The organism is Streptomyces yangpuensis (assembly GCF_024666385.1).
Taxonomy (GTDB): Bacteria; Actinomycetota; Actinomycetes; order Streptomycetales; family Streptomycetaceae; genus Streptomyces; species Streptomyces yangpuensis.
On sequence record NZ_CP102514.1, the window covers coordinates 1,118,507 to 1,131,453 of the forward strand.

The window sequence follows — 12,947 nt, forward strand, 5'->3', positions numbered from 1 at the left end:
CCGGACAGCCTTCAGGTGACGGCGCCGACCTCCCGCAGCAGGTACGCCAGGGTCTCGCCGCGCGCCGCGACGAAGCTGCGCCCGGAGTCGTCCCCGGCGAAACCGGGGGTGAACGGCGCCCCGGCCAGGGTGCGCAGCTCCACCCCGGCCTCGGCCGCGAGCAGCGCCCCCGTCGGCAGGTCCACGCCCTCGGCGCGGTAGCCCACGAAGGCGTCGATGGTGCCGCGCGCCAGCAGGCTCCAGCCGAGCAGCGGCGCCCACAGCTGCAGGACCCGCCGGCAGTGCAGCTCCAGTACGCCGCGCAGCGCGACCGCGGTCGCGTCCCCGCGCCGTACGGCGTATCCCTGGGTCCAGGCGACGACGGGTCCGGCGGACGGCAGCCCGGGAGCGGGCCCGGCCAGCGCCCCGCCGGAGCCGTGGGCGCCGTGGCCCCTCACCGCGTGCCAGGTCTCCGCCGTGACCGGCTCGTGCACCACGCCCAGCACCGGGACACCGGCCAGGCACAGCCCGATGCCGACCGCGTAGGCGGGCAGTCCGATCACGACGTTGTTGCTGCCGTCCAGCGGGTCGACCAGCCAGGTGCGTTCGCCGTCGGCGTCCAGGAGTCCGGCCTCCTCGGACAGGATCCGGTCGTCCGGGAAGTGCCGCCGGATCCGGCCGAGGACGAGTTGCTCGGCGGCGAGGTCGAGGTCGACCTGTACGTCGCCGTACTCGTCCTTCGTCCGCAGGCAGTGCACCGCGCCGAAGCGCCTGCGCAGCAGACCGCCCGCCTCCTCCGCCGCGGCGACGGCGATCTGCCGCTCCCGGGCGAAATCAGGCCCGTTGTTGGGCATCGATCCTCCTGAGGACGGTGTGGACGCTGTGCACGGTCTGCGCCCTGTCGCACAGCCGGCGGGTCGTGCGGCGCGGCCGGCCGTCGAGCGGGCCGAGCGAGAGGTCCCGCCGGCCGGGGACCGACAGGCCGTGCACGAGGGTGGCCGCCGGTTCCGGGCCCTCCAGGGCGGTGGCGTGGAACTCGCCCGCGGGCAAGGTGTAGGTCTCGCCGCCGGTGCTGATGCGGGCGGGCCCCGGCTCGCTGCGCACCAGCAGGGGCGTGGGGCGGATCTCGTCCACGCCGTCGCTGTGGCTGTGCACCTCGAACACCCGGTGGGTGGCGCCCTCCTCACCGTCGGGCACCGCCCGCGTGCGGACGGGCAGGTTCGCGACCCGGCCGTACAGCACGCGGCTGCGCAGTTCCCAGCTGTGGGCGTGCATCGGGGAGGCGTCGGGCTCGGCGCGGTTGCCTGCCTCGAAGAGGTGTACGCAGATACCGCGCAGGCCCTCTCTCAGCAGGGGCAGGCACAGGAACCCGAGGGGATGGCGGACGGCCCGTAACTCGCGTTCCCCGGAGGCGATCTCCTCCAGGGAGACAAGGGTCCTTTCGAGCTCGTGGTCCATGGCACGCGCGCCGGAGCGCCTCACCTCCTGTAGGGGTCCTCCGCGTGCAGGGCCTTCTCGATGATCCTGCCGATGTCGCTGTCGGTGAAGACGCGCGGCAGCGGGAGCCCCAGGTCGTCGAAGAGCGTCCGCACTTCGTCGACGGTGGGTTCCTGGCCGAGGGGCGACGCGACGCGCAGATCGAGCACGGTGGCCTGCTCGCGGCTCTGGTGCAACTCGGTGACGTAGTAGTCGTAGAGCGGTTGTCCACGCTCCACCAGCAGGTTCACCCGGGACCGGTCGTCCTGGGTGATGACGAGGCAGGTTTCGGAGAGGTCGAAGCGCAGGGTGGGCACGGCGGACGAGAGGTGCACGCTGATCTCGAGGGTGGTCAGCTGCCGCTGGTACCAGCAGGCGGCGAGGACGGTCGCGTACGACTCCCGGCGGACCCGGTCGGTGGTCCACACCTCGTCGCCCCCGCGCTGCCCGCCGAACATCTGCCGGAACCGGGCGTAGGCGGCGCAGGCGCGCTCGTCGGCCGGATTGACGATGTCGATCTTCACGTTGAGCTGGGAGCGCTGCTCCTTGGCGGCGGCCACGCACAGCGGCAGTGTGACCGCCCTGAGGTAGGTGCCCGTACCGCCTTTGAAGTACCAGAGGTTGGTGTGCTGCCTGGCCTTGCGCAGTGCCTCGCCGACCTCGTTGCCGGAGAGCGAGCGGACCATGGCGAGGTCCTCCAGGGCCTGGCGGGTCCCGCTCAGTGCCTCGTGGATGACGGCGGGCCGGCGGACACGTTCGACGATCGAGCCGGTCGCGAGGAGGCCGAGGACGACGAGGGTGGCACCGGAGGAGACGTCGTCACTGACGACGTCACCGAAGATCTCCAGGAAGCCGATGCCCATCGCCACACAGAGGGCGACGACGACATCGGCGTTGCGCAGCACCCAGGCCACGAAGCGCTCCAGCCGCCCGACCTGCGCTGCCATCAACGCACCCCCTCCCCCGCCCCTGCTCCGATGGTAGGGATCCTCCGGCGGCGCCACCAGAGCGACTTCGCGTCGCAGGGCAGCGCTCTCGCGCACGCCGGTTCACGCTTCGCGGTGTCGGCGCGGCCGGCCGCGTGGCGGGGCGGTCAGTTCTCGGCAGCGGTCAGCAGCCGGGCGCGCAGCCGCTCCGCGGTCCGCTCCGGCAGTCCCACCCGGTCCTGGAGGTAGCCGTGCACCGAACCGTGGCGGGCCTGGAGGTCCGCCAGCACCAGCTCCATGACCACCGCGGGGGCGCGGCCGTAGCTCGGCCACTTCATGACCCGGTCGGGGTTGGCGGCCCGCCAGTCGGCGGCGAGGCGTTCGGTGGCCAGCTCGGTGAGCGCGAAGTCGGCGAGGACCTGTTCCTCGGGGACGCCGAGCAGGGTGAGGACGAACGCGGCGATCAGACCGGTCCGGTCCTTGCCCGAGGTGCAGTGGAAGACCACCGGCCCGGGCGCGTCGGCGATGGTCTCCAGGACCTGCCGGATCTCCTCGGCGCCGTCCTCGGTGACTTCCGCGAACCGGTCGGCGAGGTAGCGCCAGGGGTCGAGGCCGGGGTCGATCTCGGCCTGGTCGTAGGGCCGGTGCTCGATGCTCAGGTTGACGTACCGGAACCGCTCCGCCTCCGGCACGCGGCCCTTGGCCTCGATCTCCCACGGGTAGCGCAGGTCGATCACGGTGCCGATGCCCAGCTCCAGGAACCTGTCCCAGTCGGCGCCGGTCAGCTTGCCCAGGGAGTCGGCGCGGTACAGGGTCCGCCACCGGACGGTCCCGCCGTCACGGCTCCCGTAGCCGCCCAGGTCGCGGAAGTTGTGCAGCCGCTCGAATGCGACGTGCCGGTCCATCGGTGCTCCCCCTCGTCCTCGGTCGCCGTCCGGCCGACGGCACCCCGGCCGCTCACCGTAGATCATCCGGCCCGCGCCCGCGGCGCCCGGTGCGGGCGTCGCGGGCCTCGCGGGCGCCGCGGGCGCGGCGGGAACGGGGGGTCACGGCCTCAGCCGGCGGCCGTCACGGCCGCCTCCCGCCGGGCCGCCGGGAGGGCGAAGGCCTCGGCCAGCAGCTCGTAGGAGCGCTGCCGGTCGGCGGGGTCGGCCGTCAGGGTGTTGACGATCAGCTCGTCGACCCCGTGGGTGGCGGCGAGCCCGGTCAGTACGGCGTGCACCTGCTCGGGCGCCCCGGAGACGAGGGCCGTGCGGTGCACCTTGGCCCGCTCCAGCTCCGCGCCCGTCCAGCGGTGCCGGCGCGTGGTCTCGTACGACGGCAGCGGAGCGTCCTGGCCGAGGTCCTTGCGGGCGCGCCACAGCAGCAGGCTCTGGGCCAGTTCCTCGGCACGGCCGGCGCTGTCGGCCGTGACCACGCGTACCGCGAGGGCGCCGCCCGCGGGCCGGCCGGTGGCCCTGCGGAACTGGGCGCGGTAGTCGTCGAACGCCTCCGTGCCGCCGGCCGGGGAGAAGAAGTGCCCGAACGCGAACTCGGTGCCCAGCAGCCCGGCGAGCCGCGCCGATTCGCGCCCCGCGCCCAGGAGCCACATCTGCGGCGGGACCGGCGGATGGGGTACGACGCCGCCCTCGCCCAGCAGTGCGGTCAGCTGCGCCAGCCGCTGCGGGAAGTCGCGGGCGGGGCCGCCGGCCCGGCCGATGCCGAGGTCGACGCGGCCCGGGTGGAGGGAGGCGAGCACTCCGAAGACCTCGGCGACCTTCGCCGGGTCGTAGCGGGGCAGCAGCACCCCGCCGGTGCCGATCCGCATGTGCGAGGTGTGGGCGAGGAGGGCTCCCGCGAGGATCTCCGGGGCGCTGCTCGCGAAGCCCGGGGAGCCGTGGTGCTCGGCGGCCCAGTAGCGGGTGTACCCGAGGGTCTCGGCGGCCCGGGCGAGGTCCACGGAGGCACGCAGCGCCTGGTCCGGGGTGTGGTCCTCGCCGACGGGGGTCTGGTCCAGTACGGACAGTCGCGGCTTCTTCATGACGGACCGCCTTTCAGTGCTGGGGTACGGGGAGGCCGGTGGCGCCCGCCACGGTCGCCGGGACGATCCTGAAGTCCCGCTCGAAGACCAGGTTGTGCAGGTCCGCCGCGGCGATGGCGCGCATCGTGGGCAGTTCGGCGGCGGCCTGTGCGTCGTCGAAGACGTTCAGCGGCCATTCGGAGACGGTGGCGCCACGCAGGTGGGGGTGGTGGAAGCCCGCTCCGTAGTGGGCGTAGAGCGTCACCGGCGGAATGTCCGCGGTCGACTGCTCGTCCCACCACAGGGTCCAGGCGTGGAAGAGGCTGCCGTCGTCGGCGCGCTGTACGCCGCTCGCGTCGACGACACCCTGTCCCAGGAGGAGTTCGTCGTTGAGCTCGGTGAGTGCCTGGCGGGCGTACGGGTCGAGCAGCCGTGCGGCGGTGCGGAAGTGCTCCTCCTTGTCGGGGCGGGTGACGGCGCCGCCGTGGTGGCCGTCGCGGAGGTCGGCGAAGTGCCGTAACAGGGCGTCGAGGTTGGGGGCGCCCAGGCCGGGAGCGTCGGGGGTGGAGGCTTCGGGGTCGGGGTCGGGGGCGTTGAAGGTGGGGGCTTGGGGGCTCATGTCGGCTCCATGTGTGGTGGGTTGACGAACGGTCGGGAGGCGTGGCCGGAGGGGTGGGGTGCGCCTCAGGCGGCGGGACCCGCCGGTGAGGTGAGCAGGCGCAGGGCCACGCCCAGCCAGCCGCGCAGGGAGGCCGTGTCAGGTCCGCCGCCGGTGGCGGGGCACGGCTGGAGGAACACCCCGTGGCCGGTCTGCCCGAACTCCCGCAGGGTGACCTCCACTCCGGCCGCGTGCAGCAGGCGTGCGTAGCGGTGCACGTCGTCACTGACGGGGTCGAGGTCGCCGGTGGCCAGGACGGCCCGCGCCACGCCGCGCAGGTCGGCCGCCTCGAAGGGGGTGCTGTGGAGCGGGGTGCCGTCGGCGGCGGTAGGCCGGCCCGGGTCCCGGTAGTCCTGCCAGGCCGCCCTCAGGTAGGAGGCCGTGGGGAACATGTCGGGGAAGCGGTGGTACGAGGCGGCCGTGCAGCCGGGGTCCAGCGGCGGGTAGGCGAGCAGCTGGGCGGCCAGCGGGAGGCCGCGGTCCCGGCAGGCGAGGGCGGCACAGGCGGCCAGGGTGGCTCCCGCGCTGTCGCCGCCGACCGCGACGGGAGCGGATTGCCCGGCCTGTTCCCGGGCCCAGGCCAGCGCTGCCAGTACGTCCTCGACCATGGCCGGGTGGCGTACCTCGGGGACCAGCCGGTAGTCGACGCCGACGACGGCGAAGCCGGAGGACCGGGCGAGGTCGGCGGTGGCGCCGTGCCAGTCCTGGGCGGATCCGGCGCGCCAGGAGCCACCGTGCGCCCAGACCAGCCAGCCCTGAGGTGCGGTTGCCGCCGGCCGGTACACCCTCGCGGGGAGGGGACCTGACGGGGAGGGGATGCTCGCGTGCTCCCAGCGGATCTGGGCACGGCTCTTTCCGGCGGCCGAGTGGGTGGGTGTTGCCATCGGGGTTCCTTCCCTCCGTGCCTGGGGCCTACGTTCGCCGCCTCGGCAGGTGTGTCACAAGGCGGAGTTGCCTTAGTTGCCGGGCTGCTTCTTGGTGCGGAGGAAGAGGACGGTGGTGAGGACCCCGAGGACCACGATCGCGGTGTTCACGATGACGGCCGTGGTGATACCCGCGTGGATGTCGCTGTTCGCCGCGGCCACCGCCGACATGATCGGCGTACCCATCGTGATACCGATCTGCTGCGTCATCGTCGCCAGACCCGTCGCCATACCCTGCTCACGATCCGGCAGCCCCGTCGTCGCCGTCACCATGAACCCGACGATCACCAGCATGTTCCCGACACCACCCACGAACGTCGCGACCAGCAACAGCCACATCGACGCCGACGTCTCACCCAGAGCCACCAGACTCACCGTCGCCACCGCCTGCAGCACACCACCGACGATCAACGTCGACCGCGTCCCCACCGCACCGATCACCCGAGGCGCGACCGAACCACCGATCACCGTGCCCACACCCAGCACACCGAACGACAGACCAGCCGTCAAAGGCGAGAAGTCCAGCACCTCCTGAAGGTAGAGAGTCATCAGGAACACCAGACTCGTCTCCGTCAGGAACGCGATCAGACCCGCGATGTTCCCCCACGCCACCGTCTTCTTCTTCAACACCGAAACCGGCACCAGCGGGGCCGAACTCTTCGACTCGATCACATAGAAGACAACCAGCAGCACCACACCGGCAGCCAGCCAGCCCAACGCCGACGGCGCACCCCAACCATGCTCACCCGCCTGCGTCAGCCCATAGATCAGAGCCAGCAGACCCAACGTCACCGCCGTCGCACCCGGAACATCCAGCCGCGGACGCACCTCCGGACGAGACTCCTTGATCACCGTGGGAGCGATCAGCAGTACGGCCAGAGCGACGGGAACGTTGATGAAGAACGCCCACCGCCACGACAGCAGATCCGTCAGAACACCACCCAGAATCGCACCCGTGGTGAACCCCGCCGACATCAACGCACCGTTCAGACCCAGCGCCTTCTCACGCAGCGGACCCTCCGGGAACGACGTCGTCAGCAGCGACAGACCCGCCGGCGTCACCGCGGCCGTCGCCAGACCCTGGAAGACACGCGCCGCGATCAGCATCTCCGGCGACGTCGCCAGACCACCCACCAACGACGACAGACCCAGCACCGCCAGACCCACCAGGAACAACCGCCGACGCCCGAACAGATCCGCGACCCGCCCGAACAACAACGTGAAACCCGCCGCACACAACGCGAACGACGTCGCGATCCACTGCAGACTCGACAACGAGAACCCGAGCCCGTCACCGATCACCGGCAACGCCACATTCAGGATCGAGAAATCCACCGCCAGCATGAACTGCGCCACCAGCAGCACCACAAGAACCAACCTCAAACGCCCGTCCAACCGGACCGGCCCCACCTCCCCCACACCCGCATCAACCCTCGCACCCTCGACAACCGACATCGCCAGACTCCCTTTCGATGACGCAACGGTGTGTTGCGTCATCGACTCTGGACCGGTCGGAAGGGGTTACCCAGCCCACTGGTTGTGCTGGCGCCGCGCAAGCTAGCACTCCCAGGGCCACCTTCCGGGGCAGCGTACGGCGGCCTCCCCCGGCACACTGGAACGCATGGACACACCGACCGCTCTGGGCGAGTTCCTCCGTACCCGTCGCGCGCAGCTCCAGCCCGAGGACGTCGGCCTGCCGTCCCACGGCACCCGGCGGCGCGTGCCTGGGCTGCGGCGCGAGGAACTCGCCCTGCTGGCCGGTGTGAGCATCACGTACTACACGCACCTGGAGCAGGGGCAGAGCACGAACGCCTCGGACAGCGTCCTCGACGCGCTGGCCCGTGCGCTGCGCCTGACCCCGGACGAGCACGCCCACCTGCACAACCTGGCCCGCCCGCCGCGCGCCAAGCGCGCCCCGTCACCCCGCCCCGAGTACGCCCGCGACACCACGCGCCGGCTGATCGGCGCGATGCCGCAGGTCCCCGCCGTGGTCCTGGACGGCCGCAACAACGTGCTCGCCTGGAACCGGCTGGGCCACGCACTGCTCGCCGGGCATCTGGACTTCGCGAGCCCCGACGATCCCGCCGTACGGCCGAACCTCACGCGGATGCTGTTCCTCGACCCGCACACGCGGGAGCTGTACACGGACTGGAAGAGCGAGGCCCGGGTCGCACTGGCGGCGCTGCGCCTGGTCGCGGGGCGCAATCCCGAGGACCGTGCGCTGGCCGAGCTCATCGGCTCGCTCATGCTGCAGAGCCCGGACTTCGCCTCGCTGTGGTCCAAGCACCCGGTGCGGGACTGCACGGTCGGTACGAAGACCCTGCACCACCCGGTGGTGGGCCCGCTGACCCTGGACTTCGAGAACCTGCACCTCACCGACGGCACCAACCACCGGATGCTGCTCTACAGCGCCCCCGAGTCCTCCCCCTCCGACGCGGGGCTGCGCATGCTGTCGAGCCTGACCGCCGGGGAGGCGGGTACGGGCCGGGGTACGCCGGAGCCCGCGCCGGCGGAGGCCGACGCGGGCGGTGAGCGGTAGGACGGTGGGCTGCCGGGCGGTGGGGCGGTGGGGCGGTCGGGTCAGTCGCGGGCGGCCGCGCTGACCGGGGTGCGCTCACCGGACGGCTCGCCGGCCGAAACCGGACCCGACGCCCCGGCGGGAGCCGGGGCCGGCGCGGATGCGGAGTGCGTACGGGGCCTGGCGCGGCCGAAGCGGCGCATGGCGGGCATCTCCACGAAGCGGTAGAGGAGCCAGCCGCCGAGCAGGGAGGCGGCGAAGAAGCCGGCACCCGGTGCGCGTCGTGGCCCGGCAGAACGGCGAGGACGTCTTCACCGCCACGGCGACGATCACCACCACGGCGGCCGCGCCCCTGCGCGCGGACTCCACGCCCTGACCGTCCCCCGGGGAGGCCCGGCACCGTTCCCCACGCGTACGACGAAGGCGCCTGCCCGGCTCTGCCCGGCAGGCGCCTTCCGTTGTCCCGTCAGACCTTGCGGACCACACTGGACTTGAGCTGCATCTGCCCGAAGCCCTCGATCCTGCAGTCGATGTCGTGGCCGTCCACACCGTCGACGAGGCGGATGTTGCGCACCTTGGTGCCCGCCTTGATCCCCGTCGGGCTGCCCTTGACCTTCAGTCCCTTGACCACCGTCACGGTGTCACCGTCGGCCAGGATGTTGCCCACGGCGTCCTTGATCACCCGCTCCTCGGGGGCCTCGTCCGGTCCGGCGGCGGCGAGCGGCCACTCGTGCCCGCACTCGGGGCAGATCAGCAGCGAGCCCATCTCGTAGGCGTAGGCACCCGCGCACTCGGGGCAGGCTGGCAAGGGGTTCTCAGTCACCCCACCAGTATATTTCAGGCGCCATCGCCCCAGATCGCCCCCGCGCCCGCATGCCCGTGAGCCCGCACGTCCGCCAGTCCGCCCCTCCAGGAGGTCCATGTGTCTGCCGCATCGAGTTACGCGTCCGGGGTCGGCGGCGTGCCACTGCTCGGTGACACCATCGGCGAGAACCTCGACCGCACGGTGCACAGGTTCCCCGACCGTGACGCCCTCGTCGACCTGGCCGCCGGCCGCAGGTGGACGTACGCGGAGCTGGCCGCCGATGTCGACGCGCTCGCCCTCGGCCTGCTGGCCCTGGGCATCGCGAAGGGCGACCGCGTCGGGATCTGGGCCCCCAACCGCGCGGAGTGGACGCTCGTGCAGTACGCCACGGCGAAGATCGGGGCGGTCCTCGTCACCGTGAACCCCGCCTACCGCTCCCACGAACTGGAGTACGTACTGCGGCAGTCCGGCATCCGGCTGCTGGCCGCGGCGGACCGCTTCAAGAGCTCCGACTACGCCGCCATGATCGAGGAGGTGCGCCCGCGATGTCCGGACCTGGAGTTCGTGGCCCTGCTCGAGGGCCCCCTGTGGAACTCCCTGCTGGAGCGCGGCCGCGAGGGCGACCCGGCCGACCTGGCCCGCGCGCAGGCGGCGCTCAGTCCGGACGACGCCGTCAACATCCAGTACACATCCGGGACCACCGGATTCCCCAAGGGCGCGACCCTCTCGCACCACAACATCCTCAACAACGGTTTCTTCGTCGGCGAGCTGTGCCACTACACCGAGCAGGACCGGGTCTGCATCCCGGTGCCCTTCTACCACTGCTTCGGCATGGTCATGGGCAATCTCGCCTGCACCAGCCACGGCGCGGCCATGGTGATCCCCGCGCCGTCGTTCGACCCGGCGGCCACCCTGGCCGCAGTGGAGTCGGAGAGGTGCACCTCCCTCTACGGCGTCCCCACGATGTTCATCGCCGAGCTGGCCGAGCCCGGCTTCGACGCGTACGACCTGTCCAGCCTCCGCACGGGGATCATGGCGGGCTCGCCCTGCCCGGTCGAGGTCATGCGGGAGGTCATCGAGCGGATGGGCATGACCGAGGTGTCCATCTGCTACGGGATGACGGAGACCTCACCGGTGTCGACGCAGACCCGCGCCGACGACTCCGTCGAGCGCCGGGTGTCCACCGTCGGCCGCGTCGGGCCCCATCTGGAGGTCAAGGTGGTGGACCCGGGGACGGGGCGGACGGTGCCCCGCGGCGAACCGGGCGAACTGTGCACCCGTGGCTACTCGGTGATGCTCGGCTACTGGGAGGAACCGGAGCGCACCGCGGAGGCCGTCGACGCCGCCCGCTGGATGCACACGGGCGACCTGGCCGTCATGGACGAGGACGGGTACCTGAGCATCACCGGCCGGATCAAGGACATGGTGATCCGCGGCGGGGAGAACCTCTACCCGCGCGAGATCGAGGAGTTCCTCCACACACATCCGGACGTCCTCGACGTCCAGGTCATCGGGGTGCCCGACGCCAAGTACGGGGAGGAGCTGATGGCCTGGGTGCGGATGCGCGACGGCGCCGAGCCGCTGACCCCGGACACGGTCCGCGCCTACTGCGCGGGCCGGCTGGCCCACTTCAAGATCCCGCGCTACGTGCACGTCGTGGAGGAGTTCCCCATGACCGTCACCGGGAAGGTCCGCAAGGTGGAAATGCGCCAGGAAGCCCTGCGTCTGCTGGAACTACCCTCGTAGAACGGCGCGTTGCGGCTCACGCCGTCGCGCCTCCTGCCCGATGATCTTTCTGGGTGCGTCGCGGTCGCGCCGGTCGACCGACCGGCCGGCCGGCCGCGGCGTCCCGTCGCTCCCTGCCGACTGACCACCGACCAGAGGAACCCAGCACCGTGCCGCTGCCCCTGAACCGACGCCTCGCCCTGACCGCCGCCCTGCTCGCCGTGACCGCCGCGGTCGCCCCGGCGACCACCGCCCGGGCCGCCGGAACCACCCCCGACCTCGAAGCGCTGACCCAGGCGCTGCGCAACACCACGGCCGCCGGAGCGCCCGGTGCCATGGCCCGCTTCAGCGGCCCCGACGGGGTCAGCACGCGCGCCGTCGGCGTGCGCGACAGGACCACGGGCGCCGCCATGGACCCGAAGGCCCGCTTCCGGGTCGGCAGTGTCAGCAAGACCTTCTCCTCCGTGGTCCTGCTCCAGCTGGTCGGTGAGAAGAAGATCGACCTGGACAGCCCCGTCAACCGCCACCTGCCCGGCCTGCTGCCCGACGACCGGATCACCGTGCGCCACCTGCTGACCCACCGCAGCGGTCTCGCGGACTACACCGACGCCATGTTCGAGCAGACCGTCCCCGGCTTCGAGGCCGTGCGCAACCGGGTGTTCAGCTACCAGGAACTGCTCGACCTCTCACTGCGCGAGCCCAGGACGACCGAGCCGGGCGTAGCGTACAAGTACTCGAACACCAACTTCGTCGTCGTCGGCATGCTGATCGAGAAGGTCACCGGCAACCGGGTGGGCAAGGAGTACGAGCGGCGCATCTTCAAGCCGCTGGGCCTGCGCGACACCACGTACGTGCACCCCGACACCAGGATCAAGGGACTGCACGCCCGCGGCTACCTCCACCCCGACGAGGCCGGCGCACCGCTGGTCGATTCCACCGAGCAGACGGTGTCGTGGGCCCAGTCCGCCGGAGCGGTGATCTCCAGCCCCGCCGATCTGAACACCTTCACCTCGGCACTGCTCGGGGGCCGGCTGCTGTCCCCGAAGCTGCTGGACGCCATGGTGACCGCCACCCCGACGGACACCACGAACACCCGCTTCTACGGCCTGGGCCTGCGCCGCTACGACCTCTCCTGCGGCACGTCGGTCTACGGGCACACGGGCACCGTGCAGGGCTTCTACACCTATGCCTTCTCCACGCGCGACGGCCGGCGCAGTCTCTCCGCGATGGCGAACACCTCGAACCGGGGTGCGGCCAACACGGCGCTCGGCGGCACCCTCGAAGCGGCGTTCTGCGGCAAGCAGACCGAGAAGAAGGGTGCCCGCGGCTTCGGCTTCACCCCGGCCGAGAGTGACCTGCCCGAGCACAACGCGCGCTGACGCCAGCGCGGCCGGTGCCGCCCCGGTCCTTCAGCCGGTGCACCCCGGCCCCACGGCCGCTGCCACTCCGGTCCCTCAGCCGGTGCCCACCGCGTCGTCGCAGGCGGGGCAGACCCGGTCCGCGTACTCGGCGTCGTACCACGCCGGGCCGGGCTGCCCCGCGGGCTGCCGCGGGGCGGCCCGCATCGCGAAGGTGTCCCTGCCGCAGAACGTCCGCGGGCCGGGGACACCGGGCCTGCCGGGTGCCACGGGCGCCGCGTGCACCCGTACGACGGTCACCTCGGCGCCGCCTCCCGCGGTCCCGCCGGCGTGTGCCGTCACCGGGTCCTTCACCTCGTACACCACGGCCATCGCGCTCATACCCCGACGGTAGGCCGTCCCGGCGCCTCCCGCCGTCCGGCCACGCCGGGCCGTCCGACGCATACCGCTCCCGCAAAAAGGCGGCCTGACGAATCATCAGGTCATCCGTCCCGGACTCTTGACTCCGTCGGCGCCAGTGGCGATTCTCGGTGCACCGTTTGCGGGTTCATGACAAGTCAGCACCCCTGTGGCCGTCGCG

13 protein-coding genes are annotated in these 12,947 nt (G+C 72.0%); 3 read left to right on the forward strand and 10 right to left on the reverse strand.

Going from position 1 to position 12,947, the window contains the following annotated elements; all coding sequences use genetic code 11:
- Window positions 1-11: 11 nt before the first annotated feature.
- From NRK68_RS05135 to NRK68_RS05170, 8 genes are all read right to left on the reverse strand, one after another.
- On the reverse strand, window positions 12-833 hold the full coding sequence (locus tag NRK68_RS05135; RefSeq protein ID WP_183068161.1) for an inositol monophosphatase family protein: 822 nt from the start codon (window positions 831-833) through the stop codon (window positions 12-14).
- The gene (locus NRK68_RS05140; RefSeq protein ID WP_183068162.1) at window positions 814-1,461 is read right to left on the reverse strand and encodes a hypothetical protein; all 648 of its coding nucleotides are present in this window, start codon (window positions 1,459-1,461) and stop codon (window positions 814-816) included. Before NRK68_RS05140 ends, NRK68_RS05135 begins: the two co-directional genes overlap by 20 nt.
- Entirely contained in the window at window positions 1,458-2,402 is a 945-nt protein-coding gene (locus NRK68_RS05145; RefSeq protein WP_052758093.1) for a hypothetical protein, read from the reverse strand. Before NRK68_RS05145 ends, NRK68_RS05140 begins: the two co-directional genes overlap by 4 nt.
- Window positions 2,403-2,548: 146 nt before the next feature.
- Window positions 2,549-3,286, reverse strand: a complete 738-nt coding sequence (locus NRK68_RS05150; RefSeq protein WP_257855145.1) for a tyrosine-protein phosphatase — start codon at window positions 3,284-3,286, stop codon at window positions 2,549-2,551.
- A gap of 149 nt (window positions 3,287-3,435) precedes the next feature.
- Window positions 3,436-4,401 carry an MsnO8 family LLM class oxidoreductase gene (locus tag NRK68_RS05155; protein WP_257855147.1) on the reverse strand — a complete coding sequence of 322 codons (966 nt, stop codon included), beginning with the start codon at window positions 4,399-4,401 and terminating at the stop codon, window positions 3,436-3,438.
- Between the two features lie 13 nt (window positions 4,402-4,414).
- Window positions 4,415-4,999, reverse strand: coding sequence for a hypothetical protein (locus NRK68_RS05160; protein WP_257855148.1), 585 nt, complete (start codon window positions 4,997-4,999; stop codon window positions 4,415-4,417).
- A gap of 65 nt (window positions 5,000-5,064) precedes the next feature.
- Window positions 5,065-5,922: an alpha/beta hydrolase gene (locus tag NRK68_RS05165; RefSeq protein ID WP_183068165.1), complete on the reverse strand. Its 858-nt coding sequence runs from the start codon at window positions 5,920-5,922 to the stop codon at window positions 5,065-5,067.
- Between the two features lie 72 nt (window positions 5,923-5,994).
- The gene (locus tag NRK68_RS05170) at window positions 5,995-7,416 is read right to left on the reverse strand and encodes an MFS transporter (RefSeq protein ID WP_257855168.1); all 1,422 of its coding nucleotides are present in this window, start codon (window positions 7,414-7,416) and stop codon (window positions 5,995-5,997) included.
- Between the two features lie 166 nt (window positions 7,417-7,582).
- Between NRK68_RS05170 and NRK68_RS05175 the strand changes: the two genes are divergently transcribed.
- Window positions 7,583-8,500 (forward strand): helix-turn-helix domain-containing protein, encoded by a 918-nt coding sequence (locus NRK68_RS05175; RefSeq protein ID WP_257855169.1) that lies wholly within the window; start codon window positions 7,583-7,585, stop codon window positions 8,498-8,500.
- Window positions 8,501-8,945: 445 nt separating this feature from the next.
- Here NRK68_RS05175 and NRK68_RS05180 read toward each other — a convergent pair whose 3' ends face one another.
- On the reverse strand, window positions 8,946-9,302 hold the full coding sequence (locus NRK68_RS05180) for a zinc ribbon domain-containing protein YjdM (RefSeq protein WP_257855170.1): 357 nt from the start codon (window positions 9,300-9,302) through the stop codon (window positions 8,946-8,948).
- Window positions 9,303-9,401: 99 nt separating this feature from the next.
- Here NRK68_RS05180 and NRK68_RS05185 point away from each other — a divergent pair, with 99 nt between their 5' ends.
- Complete coding sequence (locus NRK68_RS05185) at window positions 9,402-11,030, forward strand: AMP-binding protein (RefSeq protein WP_257855173.1); 1,629 nt, start codon at window positions 9,402-9,404, stop codon at window positions 11,028-11,030.
- A gap of 149 nt (window positions 11,031-11,179) precedes the next feature.
- Window positions 11,180-12,388 (forward strand): serine hydrolase domain-containing protein, encoded by a 1,209-nt coding sequence (locus NRK68_RS05190; protein ID WP_257855175.1) that lies wholly within the window; start codon window positions 11,180-11,182, stop codon window positions 12,386-12,388.
- Window positions 12,389-12,463: 75 nt separating this feature from the next.
- Here NRK68_RS05190 and NRK68_RS05195 read toward each other — a convergent pair whose 3' ends face one another.
- Window positions 12,464-12,748 carry a hypothetical protein gene (locus NRK68_RS05195; RefSeq protein ID WP_183069056.1) on the reverse strand — a complete coding sequence of 95 codons (285 nt, stop codon included), beginning with the start codon at window positions 12,746-12,748 and terminating at the stop codon, window positions 12,464-12,466.
- Between the last annotated feature and the right edge of the window lie 199 nt (window positions 12,749-12,947).